The 17026-nt window shown below is 73.8% G+C and carries 16 protein-coding genes; 11 read left to right on the top strand and 5 right to left on the bottom strand.

What is annotated here, in order from left to right; all coding sequences use genetic code 11:
• Nucleotides 1-38 precede the first annotated feature (38 nt).
• On the bottom strand, nt 39-449 hold the full coding sequence (gene ndk, locus CCO04_RS14680) for a nucleoside-diphosphate kinase (RefSeq protein ID WP_215814862.1): 411 nt from the start codon (nt 447-449) through the stop codon (nt 39-41).
• 47 nt (nt 450-496) lie between these two features.
• Here ndk and CCO04_RS28615 point away from each other — a divergent pair, with 47 nt between their 5' ends.
• Nucleotides 497-955: a protein-tyrosine phosphatase family protein gene (locus tag CCO04_RS28615; protein WP_215814861.1), complete on the top strand. Its 459-nt coding sequence runs from the start codon at nt 497-499 to the stop codon at nt 953-955.
• Here CCO04_RS28615 and CCO04_RS14670 read toward each other — a convergent pair.
• Complete coding sequence (locus CCO04_RS14670; RefSeq protein ID WP_215814860.1) at nt 930-1694, bottom strand: MerR family transcriptional regulator; 765 nt, start codon at nt 1692-1694, stop codon at nt 930-932. The genes CCO04_RS28615 and CCO04_RS14670 overlap by 26 nt on opposite strands.
• A 142-nt stretch (nt 1695-1836) precedes the next feature.
• Here CCO04_RS14670 and CCO04_RS14665 point away from each other — a divergent pair, with 142 nt between their 5' ends.
• The 10 genes from CCO04_RS14665 to CCO04_RS14620 are packed head-to-tail and all read left to right on the top strand — an operon-like array spanning nt 1837 to nt 13334.
• Nucleotides 1837-2646, top strand: a complete 810-nt coding sequence (locus tag CCO04_RS14665) for an ABC transporter permease (protein WP_215814859.1) — start codon at nt 1837-1839, stop codon at nt 2644-2646.
• The gene (locus tag CCO04_RS14660; protein WP_215814858.1) at nt 2643-3494 is read left to right on the top strand and encodes an ABC transporter permease; all 852 of its coding nucleotides are present in this window, start codon (nt 2643-2645) and stop codon (nt 3492-3494) included. Before CCO04_RS14665 ends, CCO04_RS14660 begins: the two co-directional genes overlap by 4 nt.
• 16 nt (nt 3495-3510) lie before the next feature.
• The gene (locus CCO04_RS14655) at nt 3511-4581 is read left to right on the top strand and encodes an MCE family protein (protein WP_215814857.1); all 1071 of its coding nucleotides are present in this window, start codon (nt 3511-3513) and stop codon (nt 4579-4581) included.
• Nucleotides 4578-5636, top strand: coding sequence for an MCE family protein (locus tag CCO04_RS14650; protein WP_215814856.1), 1059 nt, complete (start codon nt 4578-4580; stop codon nt 5634-5636). The genes CCO04_RS14655 and CCO04_RS14650 overlap by 4 nt, the downstream gene beginning before the upstream one ends.
• Nucleotides 5636-6607, top strand: coding sequence for an MCE family protein (locus CCO04_RS14645; RefSeq protein ID WP_215814855.1), 972 nt, complete (start codon nt 5636-5638; stop codon nt 6605-6607). Before CCO04_RS14650 ends, CCO04_RS14645 begins: the two co-directional genes overlap by 1 nt.
• Complete coding sequence (locus CCO04_RS14640) at nt 6604-7734, top strand: MCE family protein (protein ID WP_215814854.1); 1131 nt, start codon at nt 6604-6606, stop codon at nt 7732-7734. Before CCO04_RS14645 ends, CCO04_RS14640 begins: the two co-directional genes overlap by 4 nt.
• Complete coding sequence (locus CCO04_RS14635; RefSeq protein ID WP_215814853.1) at nt 7731-8720, top strand: MCE family protein; 990 nt, start codon at nt 7731-7733, stop codon at nt 8718-8720. Before CCO04_RS14640 ends, CCO04_RS14635 begins: the two co-directional genes overlap by 4 nt.
• On the top strand, nt 8717-9829 hold the full coding sequence (locus tag CCO04_RS14630) for an MlaD family protein (protein ID WP_215814852.1): 1113 nt from the start codon (nt 8717-8719) through the stop codon (nt 9827-9829). The genes CCO04_RS14635 and CCO04_RS14630 overlap by 4 nt, the downstream gene beginning before the upstream one ends.
• 29 nt (nt 9830-9858) lie before the next feature.
• The gene (locus CCO04_RS14625; protein WP_215814851.1) at nt 9859-11730 is read left to right on the top strand and encodes a long-chain fatty acid--CoA ligase; all 1872 of its coding nucleotides are present in this window, start codon (nt 9859-9861) and stop codon (nt 11728-11730) included.
• On the top strand, nt 11727-13334 hold the full coding sequence (locus CCO04_RS14620) for a succinic semialdehyde dehydrogenase (protein ID WP_215814850.1): 1608 nt from the start codon (nt 11727-11729) through the stop codon (nt 13332-13334). Before CCO04_RS14625 ends, CCO04_RS14620 begins: the two co-directional genes overlap by 4 nt.
• Here CCO04_RS14620 and CCO04_RS14615 read toward each other — a convergent pair.
• Genes CCO04_RS14615 through CCO04_RS14605 form a run of 3 tightly spaced genes read right to left on the bottom strand, consistent with a single transcriptional unit; the run spans nt 13331 to nt 16916 of the window.
• Entirely contained in the window at nt 13331-14305 is a 975-nt protein-coding gene (locus CCO04_RS14615; protein WP_215814849.1) for a zinc-binding dehydrogenase, read from the bottom strand. The genes CCO04_RS14620 and CCO04_RS14615 overlap by 4 nt on opposite strands.
• Nucleotides 14302-15807 (bottom strand): class I adenylate-forming enzyme family protein, encoded by a 1506-nt coding sequence (locus CCO04_RS14610; protein WP_215814848.1) that lies wholly within the window; start codon nt 15805-15807, stop codon nt 14302-14304. The genes CCO04_RS14615 and CCO04_RS14610 overlap by 4 nt, the downstream gene beginning before the upstream one ends.
• Nucleotides 15804-16916, bottom strand: coding sequence for a zinc-binding dehydrogenase (locus CCO04_RS14605; RefSeq protein WP_215814847.1), 1113 nt, complete (start codon nt 16914-16916; stop codon nt 15804-15806). The genes CCO04_RS14610 and CCO04_RS14605 overlap by 4 nt, the downstream gene beginning before the upstream one ends.
• Between the last annotated feature and the right edge of the window lie 110 nt (nt 16917-17026).

Genomic DNA, 17026 nt, shown 5'->3' with positions numbered 1-17026 from the left:
TGTCGGCGTGGTGTAACGGCCGCGAGGGGCCGCAGGTGTCAGCCGAGGTGCGGGAACCAGAGCGCGATCTCGCGCGCCGCCGACTCCGGCGAGTCCGAGCCGTGCACGAGGTTCTCGCGGTTGGACAGCGAGAGGTCGCCGCGGATCGTGCCCGGGGCGGCCTTGCGGCCGTCGGTCGCACCGTTGAGCGCGCGGACCACCTCGATGGCCTCGTCGCCCTCGAGGACCAGCGCCACGAGCGGGCCGCTGGTGACGAAGGTGCGCAGCGGCGGGTAGAAGTCGCGCTCGACGTGCTCGGCGTAGTGCGCGTCGGCCTGGGCCGCGTCGATGTGGCGGTGCTCCAGGGCGACGATGCTCAGTCCCTTGGCCTCGAACCGGGCCAGCACGTTGCCGACCAGGCCCCGGCGGACCGCGTCGGGCTTGAGGAGGACGAGGGTGCGTTGGGTCACGTGCGTGACCCTAGGCCATGCGTACCGGCCGTTTGTAGGTTGGCCCCGTGGACGAGCCCTGGGATCCCGCCGCGCCGGGCGTGCTCACCCTCCCCTCCGGGCGGCGAGTGCGCGGCCGCGGGCTGAGCCGCCCCCTGCCCGAGGGACCGCTGCCCACCTACGGCGTCTACCTGCTCGGCAAGCAGCCCGAGCCGGTCGCCTGGCCGAGTCGGTGGGTGCGCTGGCCCGACTTCCGGCTCCCCGCCGACCCCGACGACCTGCCCGCCGTGCTGGCCGACGTCCTGCGCCGGTCGGCGTCCGAGCGCGTCGAAGTAGCGTGTTCCGGCGGCCGAGGACGCACCGGTACGACGCTCGCCTGCCTCGCCGTCCTCGACGGCGTCGCCCCGCGCGAGGCGGTCGCCTTCGTGCGCCGCCACTACAGCCCGCACGCGGTCGAGACCTTCGCCCAGCGCCGTTTCGTACGACGCTTCGAGCCCGGCGTCAGCGGCGGTCCAGCGACCGGGTGATCACCTTGTTGGCCGAGCGCTGGAAGCCGCGCACGATGGCCTCGACGGTGAGCCGGCGCAGGGTGGCGATGGTCGCCTCGAGCTGAGCGGCGTCCTCGCGGGAGTGGCTGCGGTCGCGGCGCCAGGGCTCGACGACCTCGTCGTGCAGGACGACGGTGAGCTCCTCGGCGAGCGCCGACATGTGCCGCTCGATGGCCTCGCCCGCCGCGCGCATGCCGGCCACGGGGATGTCGACCTGGAGCAGCTCGACGGCGACGTCGAAGCCGTGCACGGGCGTGTAGCGGACCCGGCCGCGCTCGTCGGTGACCCGGCGCAGCATGCCGAAGTCCTCGATGAGGGCCACCTCCTCGTCGGTGAGCCGGCGCCCGGCGTGCTCGTCGAGCTGGCGCCGGGTGAGCTCGGCCGGCTCCCCCACGGTCCACGAGGTGAGCATCGCGCGCTGGACGGCGAGGTCCTCGACGCCGGCGTCGGCGGGCAGCGAGGCAAGGTACTTCTCGATCGCCTGGAGGGTGAACCCGTGGCCCTGGAGCGCCCGGATCATCTCGAGCCGGGCGAGGTGGGTGTCGTCGTACCAGGCCATCCGGCCGCGGCGCGCGGGCGGCGGGAGCAGGCCCAGGCTGGCGTAGTAGCGGGTGGTGCGCACGGTCAGCCCGGCGGTCGAGGCGAGCTCGTCGATGGTGCGCAGGCCCTCGTCGCGCTCGGACGACGGCCCCGACTCCACCCCGGCGACTGCACTCATGACTGTCACAGTACGGCTGTCATTTCGCCGATGCAACGCGGGGATGGACACGGGGGTTGACGTAGGTCACATCGCCGGGGACAGTACCGGTGTGACAGTTCTACTGTCATTCTCGGCTGCCCCACGAGAGACAGGAGCGACGATGCCGGCCACCAGCGCTGCGCGCGTCCTCCCGGCGCTCGCCCGGCCGCTCGGCGAGGTCGTGGGGCTGCTGCGGTTCGGCCGGCAGGTCTTCGCCGCGCTCCTCGCCACGATCACCGGGCGCCGCTTCCCGCTCGCCGAGACGGTGCTCCAGACCTGGTACGCCATCCGGGTCTGCACGCTGCCCGCGCTGGCGGTCTCGGTGCCCTTCGGCATCATCCTGGCGCTCCAGGTCGGCGTCCTGGCCCAGGAGGTCGGGGCGGTCTCGTTCACCGGCGCCGGCAACACGCTCGCCGTGGTCCGCCAGGCCTCTCCCCTGATCACCGCGCTCATGCTCTCCGGCGTCGCCGGGTCCGCGATCTGCGCCGACCTCGGCTCCCGCAAGATCCGCGAGGAGATCGACGCGATGGAGGTGATGGGCCTGCCGGTCGTCGAGCGGCTGGTCGTGCCCCGGATGCTCGCGATCATCCTGGTCGCGGTGCTGCTCAACGGCGTCGTCATGTTCTTCACGATCATCACCACGCTCGGCGTCAGCGTCGTGCTCCAGGACCTGCCGCCGGGCAGCTACCTCGCGTCGGTGACCACGCTGGCGCAGCTCTCCGACCTGTGGCTGTCCCTGACCAAGGCGGCGATCTTCGCGGTCATCTGCGCCGTGGTCGCGTCGTACAAGGGGCTGCGGGCCGACCGCGGCCCGACCGGCGTGGGCGAGGCGGTGACCAGCGCGGTGGTCACCAACTTCGTGCTGCTGTTCGCCGCCAACTTCGTCATCTCCCAGGTGCACAGCACGTTCGCCGGAGGTCCGATCGGATGACGGCCCCCACCGGTACGACGCCCGAGGTCGTCGCCGTCGTCGACCGCGCGGTCGTCGGCCCGCTCGCCGGCATCGGCCTGCAGCTCGTGCTCGCCTGGCGCGCGGTGGCGGCGCTGCCGATCGCGCTGACCCGCTACCGCGGCGAGATCCGCCGGGTGCTGGCCGACGTGACGCTCGGCTCCGGCATCTTCCTGGTCGGCGGCGGCGTGGTGGGCGTCGTCCTGCTGCTCTCGACGCTGACCGGCACCGAGGTCGGCCTGGAGGGCTACCAGGGCCTCGACGTGATCGGCCTGGCGCCGCTGACCGGCTTCATCTCCGGCTACGCCAACACCCGCGAGCTGGCGCCGATGGTGGCCGCGCTCGGCTTCGCCGCCCGGATCGGCTGCGGCTTCACCTCGCGCCTGGGCGCGATGCGGATCAGCGAGGAGATCGACGCGCTCGAGTCGATGGCGATCCGGCCCATCCCCTACCTGATCAGCACCCGCCTCGTCGCGGCCTGGATCGTCGTGCTGCCGCTCTACCTGATCGGCCTGGTCGGCACCTACGTCGCCACCGACGTCATGGTGACCACGTTCTACGGCCAGTCGGCGGGCACCTACGACCACTACTTCCGCACGTTCGTCGCGCCGATCGACGTCATCTACTCCGCGATCAAGGTGGTCGTGCTGACCACCGTCGTCACGCTCATCCACTGCTACCACGGCTTCACCGCCACCGGCGGCCCCGAGGGCGTGGGCCGGGCGACCGGCCGCGCGATCCGGGCCAGCATCATCTCGCTCACCGTCGTCGACATCCTGCTGACGCTCGTCCTGTGGGGCGTCGACCAGCAGGTCCAGATCTCCGGGTGAGGGGGCCGACGGCACGATGAGCGAGTTCCTCTTCCCGCACAGCAAGGTCGATCCCGTCGTGCTGCGGCTGCGCCTGGCCGCGGTGGGCCTGGCCGGCTTCCTGGTCCTCGGGCTGTTCGCCGGCGTGCTCGGCCTCCAGACGCTCGGCGTGCTCAGCGGCGACGTCCGGGTCACCGTGCAGCTGCCGACCGTGGGCGACACGCTCGGCATCAACTCCGACGTCAAGTACAACGGCCTGCGCGTGGGCCGGGTGACCCAGGTCGATCCCGCCGGGCCGACGGCCGAGGTGCTGGTCGCGCCCGAGCACGCCGCGCTCATCCCCGCAGCGGTGAGCGCCCGGGTGCTGCCCGGCACCCTCTTCGGCAACGAGTACGTCGACCTGGTCGCCGCCCGGCCGAAGGCCGCGGCCGCGCACCTGGCGGACGGCGCCGTCGTCCCGGCGGACACGTCGGTGGCGACGCTGCGCCTGATGGACACCTTCTCCGCCACCCAGCGGCTGCTCGCCGCCGTCGACCCCGCCCAGTGGGACGTCGCGCTCTCCCAGCTCGCCGACGCGCTCGACGGCCGCGGCGCCCGGCTGGCCGAGCTGGTCCGCGACGGCGACGCCTTCCTCGGCCGCTGGACCGCGCTCCAGCCCCAGGTACGCCGCGACGTCGACCTGCTCACCCGCGACCTCGACCTGGCCGCCGACGTCGAGCCCCGGTTGATCTCGGCGCTGCGCGACACCCGCCCGCTGGCCCGCACCCTGGTCGAGCAGCAGGAGGGCACGACCACGCTGCTCACCGGGACGACGGCCCTCACCGACGACATCGGGACCTTCCTGCGCACCCACGGCGCGGCGACCGCCCGCCTGCTCAACGCGACGGCCGCCAACCTGGACGTGTTCGCCCAGCGCTACCCGGCGTTCGCCCTGCTCCTGCGCAAGGTGCCGACGCTGCTGCGCAACGGTGCCGCGGCCGTCGAGAACGGCCGGATCCAGATGGAGGGCGTGCTCGCGCCCCAGCTCCTCGACCCCTACGACGCGAGCGATCCCGCGGACTGCCCGACGTACCGGGGCCTGCGCGGCCGGTGCGGAGGCGGCCGATGAGCCGCCAGCTCAGCGAGCTGCGCCGGCACCGCGGCGCGGTCCTCGGGGTCGCCGTCTTCGCCGCGGTCGCCGTCGTGCTCACCAGCATGGTCGCCGGCACGCTCTCGCGCTCGACCAGCGGCGACACGATCAGCGTCACCGCGGTCTTCCGGGACGCGACCGGCCTGCGCTCCGGGGACGACGTCCGCGTGGCCGGCGTGCGGGTCGGCCGGGTCACCGGCACCCGCATCGGCACCGGCGACGAGCGCGGTCTCGCCGTGGTCACGCTGAGCGTCGCCGCCGGCCAGCGCCTCCACGACGACGTCGTCGCGGCGGTCGACTACCTCAACCTGATGGGCCAGCGGTACGTCGCGCTCTCCCGGCCGGCCGACGCCGCGGACACCGCCGGGCGGCTGCGCGACGGCGACCGGATCCCGCTCGCGCGGACCCGTCCGGCGCTCGACCTGACCGCGATGTTCAACGCGTTCGAGCCGATCTTCGACCTGCTCCAGCCCGGCGACATCAACCAGCTCGCCACCGACATCGTCCAGGTGCTCCAGGGCCAGGGGCCGACGCTGCGCCACCTGCTCGACCAGACCGCCGAGCTCACCTCCGGTCTCGTCGACCGGGACGCGACGCTCGCCCGGGTCGTCGACAACGTGACGCTGGTGCTGCGCACGACCGACGAGCACCGGGCCGAGGTGACCGCGCTCGTCGACGGCCTCGCCTCGCTCACGACCGGGCTGGCGAAGGACGAGGACCGGATCGCCACCAGCCTCGACTCCCTCGCCCGGCTGTCGGCGACGACCGCCGACCTGGTCGACGAGGCGGGCGGCCCGGTCGTCGACGTCGCCCGGCTCAGCAACCCGTGGTTCCGCTACCTGGCCGAGCGGCGCGACCTGCTCTCCCGGACCGGGGGCGCCGTGCCGAAGCAGCTCGACACCTACCTGCGCACGCTCGGCTACGGCAGCTACCTCAACGTCTACGTCTGCACCCTGCGCGCGGGCCTGGCCGGGGTGCCGACCACCGTCGACCTCGGCGTCACCGGCGACCGCTTCTCGAAGAGGTGCCGCTGATGGCCCGCCTCGGCTGGCCGCTGCGGGCCGTCGCCGCAGCCGTGGTGCTCGGCCTGCTGCTGCTCGGCGTCCGGGCGCTCGGCGGCGACCCGTCGTACCACGTGCGGCTGCGGCACGCGGCCGGCATCGAGCCCGGGGACGACGTACGGGTCGCGGGGCTCAAGGTCGGCAAGGTCCGTGCCGTCACCGCCGACCGGGACCAGGTCGACGTCCGCTTCTCGCTCGACCAGGCGCCCGCCGACCTCGGCGTCACCACCGACAGCACGGTCGAGGTCAAGCTGCTCTCGATCCTCGGCGAGCGCTTCCTCGCACTCTCCCCCGGCACCGGCGACGCCCTCGCCGACGGTGCGACGATCGGCGTGCGGCACGCGGTCGACAGCTACACGATCGAGCGCTTCTGGCTGGAGTCCACGCCCCAGGTCGAGGCGCTCGACCTCGACCGGGTGCAGCAGGCGATCGACGTGCTCGCCACCGACCTGAAGGTCGCGCCCGACAGTCTGCGCGACGCGCTCGACGGGATCGCCGGCGTCTCCGCGATCGCCCAGGGCCGCGAGCAGCAGCTCGACGACCTGCTCGCGTCGACCCGTGCGGTCACCCGGCTGGTGCTCGACCAGACCGGCCGGCTCGACCAGGTGCTCGGCAGCGGCACCACCGTGCTGCGGATGGTGCAGGAGCGCCAGGCGACGCTGCGGGCGCTGCTCACCGACGCGCACCGCTTCGTCACGGGGCTCACCGCCGTCGTCCGGCAGAGCGCGCCGCAGCTCACCCCGGCGCTGCGCGACCTGCGCCGCGTCCTGAAGGTGCTCGACGAGCACCGCGCCGACCTGGAGCGCACGATGCGCCTGGCCGGGCCGACGATGCGCGTGTTCACCAACGCCACCGGCGACGGCCCGTGGCTCGGCGTCAACGCGCCGTGGGCGATCGTCCCCGACGACCTGGTCTGCTCGGTCACGCCGGAGGACTGCCGATGAACCGCCGTCTCCTGCTCGCCGGCCTCGTCCTCGCGCTGGTCGCCGCGGCCGCGCTCTCGGGCGCGCGCCTGGTCGGCGGCGACGACCCCGAGGACCTCGTGGTGACGGCCGACTTCGTCGACACCACGGGCGTCTACGTCGGCAACGACGTCACCTACCTCGGCGTCAAGGTCGGCGAGATCGTCCGCATCGATCCCCGCGGTACGACGATGCGCGTGGTCCTGCGCCTCTCCCCCGACACCCGGGTGCCCGCGGACGCCGGCGCGGAGATCCTCCAGGGCTCGCTGGTCACCGACCGGTTCATCGAGCTCGGCCCGGCCTGGGACGGCGGCCCGACCCTGCGCGACGGCGCGCACATCGAGGCCTCGCACACCCGCGCCCCGGCGACGGTCGACGAGATCGCCACCGCCGTCGACGACCTGGTCCAGGCGCTCGACGGGACGCTCGGCAAGAACAACCCGAACGGCAAGGGGCTCGGCGACGTCCTCGCCACGACCGCCCGCGCCCTCGACGGCAACGGCCCCCACCTGCGCGCCGCGCTGGCCGAGAGCCGCGACGCGCTCGCCCTGCTCAACACCAAGGACGCCGACCTCACCGCGGTCAGCAAGAACCTCGTCGCCCTGGTCACCACCCTCGCCGAGCGCGACCGCGCGCTGCGCACCTTCACCCGCGCCGCGGCCGACACGGGCGGTGTCCTCGCCGACCAGCGCGAGGAGCTCGTCGCCACGCTCGACAGCCTCGACGAGCTGACCCGGCTGGCCGACCGGTTCCTCAAGGACAACGGCGACGTGCTCGGCGACGACCTGGCCGGGCTGGCCGACGTGGTCGGCATCGTGCGCCGGCACCAGGACTCCCTGGAGGAGGCCTTCGACACGATGCCCACGATGGCCGAGAACTTCGCCCGCGCCTACGACTGGGACCTCGGCCGGCTGCGCGTGCAGTTCGCGTTCAGCGCCGGGCCGTTCGCGGCGATGTTCCGCGACCACACCTGCCGGGTGTTCGCCACGACCCTGCTCGGCGAGACCGGCACCCGGGCCTGCGCGCTGCTCTTCAACGGCCAGGGCACGGGCGTGCTCGACCCGATCCTCGACGGGGTCTACAACGGCCTGCCGGGGGCGATCCCGTGACCGGCCGCTGGCGGCGGGGCGCCGCCGTGCTCACCCTCCTCCTCGGCACCGGGCTCGGCGCCGCGGGGTGCGGACTGACCCTCGAGGACGTCCCGCTGCCGAAGCTCGTCGACGGGCCGACGTACCCGTTGACGGTCGAGTTCACCGACGCCCTCAACCTCCCGGTCGACGCCCCGGTCAAGCTCGACGGCGCGACGGTCGGCCAGGTCACCGCCGTCGAAGCGGGCGACTACGTCGCCGAGGTCGAGCTCGCGCTGTCGACCAGCGTCCGGCTGCGGACCGGCTCCCGCGCGGAGATCCGGCTGACCTCGCCGATGGGCACCGCCTTCGTGCAGCTCTTCCCGGCGGACCGGGGCAAGGTGCTCGCCGAGGGAGCGACCATCCCGGCCACCGCGACCGGCGCCGCGCCCGACGTCACCGACCTGCTCAGCGCGCTGTCGACGGTCGTCACCGGCGGCAGCTTCGCCGACATCTCCACCATCGTCCACGAGCTCGACACCGCGCTCACCGGCAACGCCGATGACGTACGACGCCTGCTGGGCCGGCTCGACACGGCCGTCACCGACCTCAACCAGGACCTCCCCCGCCTCGACCGGCTCACCGCCGCGCTCGACCGGCTCACCACGCGCCTGACCCGCGACCTGCCCGTGCTCACCCGCGCGCTGACCGACCTCACCGGCCTGGTCGGCGCGCTGGACGAGCAGCGCGACGAGCTCGTCGCCGCGCTGGCGTCGCTGCAGCGCTTCGACGCCGTCGCCACCCCGCTCACCCGGGCCGTCCGGGCCGACCTGGTGGCCCAGCTCAAGGACATGCGGCCCGTCGTCCAGTCGCTCCTCGACGGGCGCAAGGACGTCGACGGCGTGATGGCCGGCCTCGTCGCCTTCGCCGAGGGCAGCGACCGCGCAGCCCCCGGCGACTTCGCGAACTTCGACCTCACGTTCCTGCTCGACCTGAAGGCGCTCACCGCGACGGGAGCACCGCGATGAACGACTCCGCCCGCGTCTGGCAGCGCCGCAGCCGGCTCGCGCAGGTGCTGATCCTGCTCATCCTGGTCGGCGGCGTCGTCTACGTCGCCGACACCGTCGTCGGCGGCTCGCTCTTCCACCGCCCGCGCACGATCACCGTCGAGCTCCCCCAGGCCGCCGGGCTGCACGAGGGCTCGGTGGTGACCTACCGCGGCCAGCGGATCGGCGAGGTCAGCGACGTCCGGCTCTCCGACGCCGCTGGTGTCGGTGCCGTCGCCACGCTCAAGATCGAGACCGACGTCGACCTGCCGCGCGACAGCGAGATGCAGGTACGCAACCTCTCCGCCGTCGGCGAGCAGTACCTCGACGTGCGCCCCCGCAGCGACGGCGGCCCGTACCTCGCCGACGGCGCGACCGTGCCGGTCGCCGACACCACCGTGCCGCTCAGCGTGCCGGAGGTGCTCGCCCACGCCCAGGGTCTGATGGCGCACCTCGACGTCGCCGACATCCGCACCATCGCCACCGAGACCTCCGCGATCTTCGGCGACGGCGACCAGGACGTCGACCTGCGCTCGCTCGCCATCGAGATGGAGACCGCGTTCGCCCTGCTGCGGCGGCTCGAGCCCGACCTGACCACGCTGGTCCGGCGCGCCGAGACCCCGTTGCGGACGGTCGCCGACCTCGACCCCGAGCTGCGCCGGCTCTCCGCCGACCTCGAGGCGATCGCGCGGTCGCTGGCCGCCGCGACGCCCGCCGTACGCCGGACGGTCGTGACCTCGCTCGACCTGCTCCCGCGCCTGCAGCGCTGGTGGGAGGCGGCCTCGCCGGAGCTGCGCCGGATGCTGCGCGACGGCGTACCCCTCAGCGAGATGGCCGCCCGGCACCTGCGCGGGCTCCAGCACTGGCTCGACTGGGCGCCCGTGCAGGCCGACGTGATGGCCGGCAGCACCCGCGACGGCAGCGGCCGCGTCGTGCTGGTGCCGCGCATCCTCAAGAACTGCGTCTACGACCGCAGCGTCCAGCGCGACATCCAGGACACCCGCCGCCGCGAGCCGCGCACCGACGTCCGCTGCACCGACCCGCCGCGCGGCACCCAGGGCCGCGGCTCCGCGCACGTACCCCAGCAGTAGTCCCCCACCCGCACACCGAGAGGAACCCGATGAGCACCGACACCCTGACGATCCGCGCCGAGATCGAGCAGGAGATCGCCGGCCTCACCCTGCCGATCGCCCTGGCCCGCACCGCCGACGCCGAGGGCGACCGCCCGGCGTACTCCGACAAGGTCGGCATCGACATGTCCGCCGGATATGGGGCCGGCTGGCGCACCATCGGCTGGACCGAGCTGCGCGAGCGCGCGCTCGACGTGGCCGGCGCGCTGGCCGCCTCGGGCGTCGCGGCCGGCGACCGGGTGGCGCTCATGGCGAGCAACCGGATCGAGCACGTCGTCGCCGACCTGGGCGCGGTGCACGCCGGCGCGGTCTCGATGTCGGTCTACAACACGCTCTCCCCCGAGCAGGTCTCGTTCGTCGCCGGGCACGCCGAGCCGGCGGTCGTCGTCCTGGAGAGCGCCGACCACCTGGCCCGCTGGGAGCGCGCGCTGTCCGAGAGCACGTCGGTCCGCCGCGTCGTCCTCGTCGACGCCGAGGCACCCGCCGGCGACGACCGCTTCGTGCGCTGGGACGACTTCGTCGCCGAGGGTGCGGCCTGGCGCGCGGACCACGCCGCCGACCTGGACGCGCGGATCGCCGCGATCGCGCCCGACGACGCGCTGACGATCCTCTACACGTCGGGCACGACCGGCAATCCCAAGGGCGTCGTGCTCACCCACCACGCGGTGCTCTACGAGTGCGCGTGCTCGCTGCGCACGGCCGCGCCCACGCAGCACAACGACTTCATCTCGTACCTTCCGTTCGCGCACATCGCCGAGCGCACGCTGGGCATGTACATCCCCCAGGTCAACGGCGCGCACATCCACCTCATCGCCGATCCCGCGCTGCTCCTCGGCGCGCTCGGCGAGGTGCACCCGACGCGCTTCTTCGGCGTCCCGCGCGTCTGGGAGAAGATCAAGACCGGCATCTCCGCCAAGCTCGCCGCCGAGACCGACCCGGACAAGAAGGCACAGGTCGAGGCCGCGCTCGCGATCGGCCTGGAGTACGTCGAGGCCCAGCAGACCGGCCACACCGTCTCCCCCGAGCTGGAGGCCCGCTTCCAGGCGGCCGATGCCGGCCTGCTCGCCTTCCTGCGCGCGCTGCTCGGTCTCGACCGCTGCGAGTGGGCCGCGTCCGCGGCCGCCCCGATGCCACTGGAGGTCGCGCGCTTCTTCGCCGGGCTCGGCCTGCGCATCTACGACGTCTACGGCATGACCGAGACCTGCGCCGCCGTGACCGCCTGCGGCCCCGACGACTTCCGCCTCGGCACCGTCGGCCGTGCGCTGCCCGGCATCGAGATCACGCTCGGCGAGGACAACGAGATCCTCGCCCGCGGCCCGGTCGCCTCGAAGGGCTACTACCAGCAGGACGACGCCACCGCCGCGCTCATCGACGCCGACGGCTGGGTGCACACCGGTGACATCGGCGAGCTCGACGCCGACGGCTTCCTCAAGGTCGTCGACCGCAAGAAGGAGATCATCGTGACCTCCTCCGGCAAGAACATCGCGCCCTCGAACATCGAGAACTACCTCAAGGAGAGCCCGGTCGTGGGCCACGCGCTGGTCTTCGGCGAGGGCCGCCCCTATGTCGTCGCGGTGCTCACGCTCGACGCCGAGATCGCGCCGCTGGTCGGCGCCCAGCTCGGCATCCCCGCCGGTACGTCGCTGGCCGAGCTCGCCGAGCACCCCGCCATCCAGGCGGTGGCCCAGCAGGCCGTCGACGCCGCCAACGAGCGGCTCTCGCGCCCCGAGCAGGTCAAGGCCTGGGAGCTGCTGCCGGTCGAGTGGACCGCCGAGTCCGAGGAGCTCACCCCGACGCTCAAGCTCAAGCGCCGCGTCGTCCACGCCAAGTACGCCGACGTCCTGGAAAGGCTCTACGCATGACCACGACCGTCACCGCTCCCCCGGCGGTCCGGCCCGGCTGGGTGACCGACGAGCGGCTCTCCGGGTGGCACCGCTGGGTGTTCCGCGACGCCGCGAGCACCGCGACGAGCACCGCCACCGCGCCGTACGACGGGACGCCGACGGCCGCCGTACCGGTGAGCGGCGCGGGCGACGTCGCCGACGCGATCGCGAGCGCCCGCAAGGCCCAGCACGCCTGGTCCCTGCTGCCGTGGAGCACGCGCGCCGGGATCGTGCTGCGCTTCCACGACCTGCTGGTCGAGCGCCAGGACGAGGTGATCGACCTGATCCAGTGGGAGATGGGCAAGGCCCGGTTCAGCGCCTGGCAGGAGATCCTCCAGGTCGCCACGATCGCCCGCCACTACGCCCGGCACGGACGCCACTACCTCGGCGACCACAAGGTGCGCGGCGCGATGCCGGGGCTGACCAAGGTGCGCGAGGTGCGCGTCCCCAAGGGCGTGATCGGCATGATCTCGCCCTGGAACTACCCGCTCTACCTCGCCGTCGGCGACGTCCTGCCCGCCCTGCTCGCCGGCAACGGCGTGGTCAGCAAGGCCGACTCGCAGACCCCGCTCACCCTGCTCTGGACCCGCACGCTCCTCGCCGAGGCCGGTCTCCCCCGCGACATCTGGCACGTCGTGGTCGGTCCCGGCTCGGTCGTCGGCGACGCGCTCATCGGCTCACCGGACGCCCCGGGCACCGGCGTGGACCACATCTGCTTCACCGGATCCACCGCGACCGGCCGCCACGTCGGGCGCCGGGCCGGCGAGATGCTCATCGCCGCCTCGCTCGAGCTCGGCGGCAAGAACCCGCTCGTCGTCCTCGCCGACGCCGACGTGGCCAAGGCCGCGGCGGGCTGCGTCGCGGCGGCCTTCGCCAACACCGGACAGATGTGCATCCACATCGAGCGCGTCATCGTCCACGAGGACGTGTACGACGAGTTCCGCGCCGCGCTCGTCGCCGCCACCGAGGGCCTGCGACTGGGGCAGACCTTCGACTACTCCGTGGACGTCGGCTCGCTCGCGTCCCCCGCCCAGCTGGAGGCGGTCTCGTCCCACGTCGCCTCCGCCGTCGAGGCCGGCGCCACCGTCCTCACCGGCGGCCGCTCGCGCCCCGACCTCGGCCCGCTCGTCTACGAGCCGACCGTCCTGGAGGGCGTCACCCCGGACATGCCGGTCTGCCTGGAGGAGACCTTCGGCCCGGTGATCTCGCTCTACAAGGCCGGTACCGACCACGAGGCGATCACCCGCGCCAACGAGGGCCGCTACGGCCTCTCGGCCAGCATCTGGTCGCGCGACACCGGCACGGCCGCGGCGCTGGCCCAGCGGATCCGCGCGGGCTCGGTCAACATCAACGACGGCGCCGCCGCGGCGGCCGGCTCGATCGAGGCCGGCATGGGCGGCATGGGCGACAGCGGCCTCGGCCGCCGGCACGGCGCCGAGGGGATGCGCAAGTACACCGAGTCCCAGACCGTCGCCACCCAGCGCCTCGTCCCGCTCGGACCGCCCGCGGGGATGACTCTGGAGCGGTTCGTCGGCCTCGGCAACGCCCAGCTCCGGCTGCTGCGCCGGCTCCGGGTGCGCTAGAACGCGATCGCCACCTTGCCGGCGCCCCGCGACGGGTCGCCGGCGAGGGCGAACGCCTCGGCCACGTCCTCGATCCCGAAGGTGTGCGTGATCATCGTCGGCGCCTCCGTGCCGGCCTCGGCGACGATGTCGACGGCATCGGCGAACGACGTGAGCCCGTCCTCGAGCTGGGCGTTCCAGGTCATGTCGATGGTGGCGCGCTTGCGGAACACCGTCTTCATGGGCCAGCTCTCGAGCTCGTCGTCGGCGTAGAGCCCGAACAGCCCGATCCGGCCCTCGTCGCGGACCATCCGCATCACCTGGTGCCGGGTCGCGTCGGTGCCGGCGGCCTCGATCGCGAGCTCGACGCCGGCGCCCCCGGTGAGCTCGTCGACCACCGCGACGATGTCCTCGCCGGGCGCGTGCACCACCGCCGTCGCGCCGTACGACGTCGCGGTGGCCAGGCGGACCGCGGACAGGTCGCTCACGATGATCTGCGCGAACCCCGCGCGCCGCAGCAGCTGCACGAACGCCAGTCCTGCGGGCCCGGTCCCGACCACGGCGGCCGCGCGCGGCTCGGCGGTCGCCGGCAGCCGCACCGCGGGCCAGAAGCGCTTCATCGCGAAGATCGCCGTGCCGAGCTGCTGGGCCAGCACGAGCCGCTCGGCCGGCAGGTCCGCGGGCAGCGGGACCACCGCCGACGGCGGCAGCACCTGCAGGTCGGCGAAGCACGCCGAGACCGCGGCCGGCGGCGTGCAGAGCACCCGGGTGCCCACGGCGAGCGAGGGCGCCCGGCTCTCGACCACGACGCCGACGGCCTCGTGGCCCGGGTTGCCGGGGATGCCGTTGCCGCCCTCGGCGGCCAGGTGCAGGTCGGAGCCGCAGATCGCGGCGACCTCGGTCCGGATGAGCACCTCGCCCGGACCCGGTACCGGATCGGGTACCTCGACCACGTCGAGCCGGCTCGGCGCGGTGACCAGCGCGGCCCTCATCGGGCGTCGCCGATCTGGGCCGCGAGCACCCGGCGCTGCACCTGGCCGGTGGCCAGCGTCCGCGGGATCGCGTCCACGCCGACGACCATCCGCGGGTGCTTGTGCCGGGCCAGGCGTCCGTCGAGGAGCTGCCGGACGGCGTCCACGTCGGGCACCGGTACGGCGGCCGACGAGCGCACCGCCAGGCAGACGATCTCGCCCCACCGCTCGTCCGGCACACCGACGACCGCGAAGTCCTCGGCCCCCGGCAGGCCCCGCAGCGCGGCCTCGACCTCGGTCGGCCACACGGTCTCGCCGCCGCTGCGGATCAGCTCGCTGACCCGGCCGGTGATGTACAGGTAGCCGTCCTCGTCGAGGTGCCCGACGTCGCCCGAGCGGTAGGCGCCGTCGCGCAGCGCGGCGGCGGTCTCCTCGGGCCGGTCGAGGTAGCCGTTCATCAGCGTCGGCGAGGCCACGCAGATCTCGTCCTCGTCGCCGATCCACAGCAGGGACGGCGGTGTCGCGAGCCCGACGCTGCCCGAGCGGGTGCCGAGGTGGGCGTGCGCGTCGTGCAGGCGCGCCATCGAGCCGGCCTCCGTCGTCCCGTAGAGGACGGTCGTCGTCGCCTGCGGCACGCGGGTCTTGATCCGCTCCAGCAGCGTCTCGGAGATCCGCGAGGTGCCGGTGTCGGCGTGGTGCAGCGAGCTGAGGTCGGCGGCGACGTCCGTCGCGTCGAGCACCCGCTCCCACACGGCCGGGATCGCGTAGAACGCCGACGCCCGCCACCGCTCCACGGCGCTCAGCAGCTCGGCGGGGTCGGCGCGGTGCACGAGGTGGATCGCCCGGCCGTTCTGCCAGGCCTCCATCACGTAGTGCCAGCCGCCGTAGTGGAACAGCGGGAACGCCGTGACCAGGCCGTTGCGCCCGCGCATCGCCTGGCCGAAGGTGCCGCCGCCCGCGGCCGAGCGCAGCCAGCTCGCCCGGTGGCTGACGAGCGCGCCCTTGGGCCGGCCGGTGCTGCCGCTGGTCAGGTAGAGGATGTGCGGCGCGCGGTCGTCGATCGCCGTACCGAGGGGGTCTCCGGAGAGCCGGGCGCACAGCGCGTCCAGGTCCGCGCCCGGGACCAGACCGTCGGCGTCGAAGACGGCGAGCGGCAGCTCGCGCTGACGGGCCAGGTGCTCGGCCTCGTCGAGGTGGTCGAGGTCGGTGACGAGCAGCCGGGGCGCGACGTAGTCGAGGACGCCGGCCAGCTCGGCCGCCGGCAGCGCGGGGTTGAGCGGCGCGAAGATCGCGCCGAGGCGCCCGGCGCCGAGGAAGCCGTCGAGCGCGCGCAGCGACGGCGATCCCCACCAGGCGACGGTGTCGCCGGCGCCGATGCCGAGCGCCGCGAAGGCGCGGGCGGTGCGGTTGCCGGCCTGGTCGAGCTCACCGAAGCGCACCTGCTGCGCGCCGAGGGTGGCGGCGAGGGCGTCGGGACGGACCCGGCCGAGGCCGGCGACGGTGGTTCCGAGGTCGAGACTCACGACAGCTCCATCTGTGCGGGGTTGATCGCGCCGTACCGGCTCTTGTGCTGGGTGATGTCCATCGCCTCGTGGATCGCCCCCAGTCCCTGGACGGTATGCGTCAGCAGGGCGTCGGGGTTGACCAGGTTCCGCTGGACGAGTCCGAAGGAGTGCTCGAAGACGCTCGCCGCGCTGGCGTAGTCTCCCGCGCCCGAGCGGGGGTGCACCAGCGTGACCGACTTGCTGCGCAGCAGGCCGGTGGGCAGGGGCGCGTGCGCGTCGAGCACCGAGACCATGGCGATCCGGCCGCCGCGGCGGACGGCCTGGGCGGCGAGCTCGATCGTGCTCAGCCCGGCGAGGCCGAGGTCGGCACTGCCACCCGCCGTCTCCACGACGACGTCGAAGCCGATCCCGTCGGTGAGCTCGAGCGCGGTGGCCAGCACGTCGGTCCCCGCGTCGATGAGCGCGTCGGCGCCGAAGCGGCGGCCGAGCTCGAGCTTGCGCGGGCTGCGCGTCGAGAGCGCGACCAGGCCGGCGTTGCCGTGCCGGGCGACCGCGACCCCGAGGAGTCCCATCACGCCGCCGCCGAGGACGAGCACCGACTCCCCCGGCCGTACGCCGAGCGCGGCGTGCGCGTGCACCGCGCCCGCCAGCGGCTGGATCGCGGCGGCCGCCGAGAGCGAGACCCCCTCGGGCACCGGCACCACCGCCGAGGCCGGGACGACGACCCGCTCGGCCAGCGCGCCCGGCCGGGTGAACCCGATGATGGCCGGCGCGACGCAGGCGCTCGCCCAGCCGCGGCGGCAGGCCGCGCAGGTCCGGCACGGCAGCGTCTCGACCGCGGTCACCCGCTGCCCGACCCGCAGCCCACTCACGGCGGGGTCGACCGCCGTACCGAGGGCGAGGACCTCGCCGGCGAACTCGTGCCCGCCGAACTGCAGCGGCCCGTCCGCCAGGCGCCGGGCGAGCTGGTCGCTGAGCGCGACGTCCGCACCGGCCATGAGCATGCACTCGGTGACGCTCAGCTGCACCCGGCGCACGGCGATGACGACGTCCTCGGGGCCGCACGGGGGCTCGGGCACCTCGGCGACGTCCACGACGAAGCCGGGCTTCACGACGACTGCCTGCAAGGGATCGCTCCTTCCTCCCGGGCACCGTCCGGGGGCTTGTGTAACCCAGGTCACGGTGATCTAATCACGCCCACTGCATTTTGAATACATTGTTCAAGATCTGAAATTCA

It is taken from the genome of Pimelobacter sp. 30-1 (genome assembly GCF_018831735.1).
GTDB lineage: Bacteria > Actinomycetota > Actinomycetes > Propionibacteriales > Nocardioidaceae > Nocardioides.
Note: the sequence above shows the minus strand (reverse complement) of the source record. Positions and strands in the feature narration are given on the sequence as shown.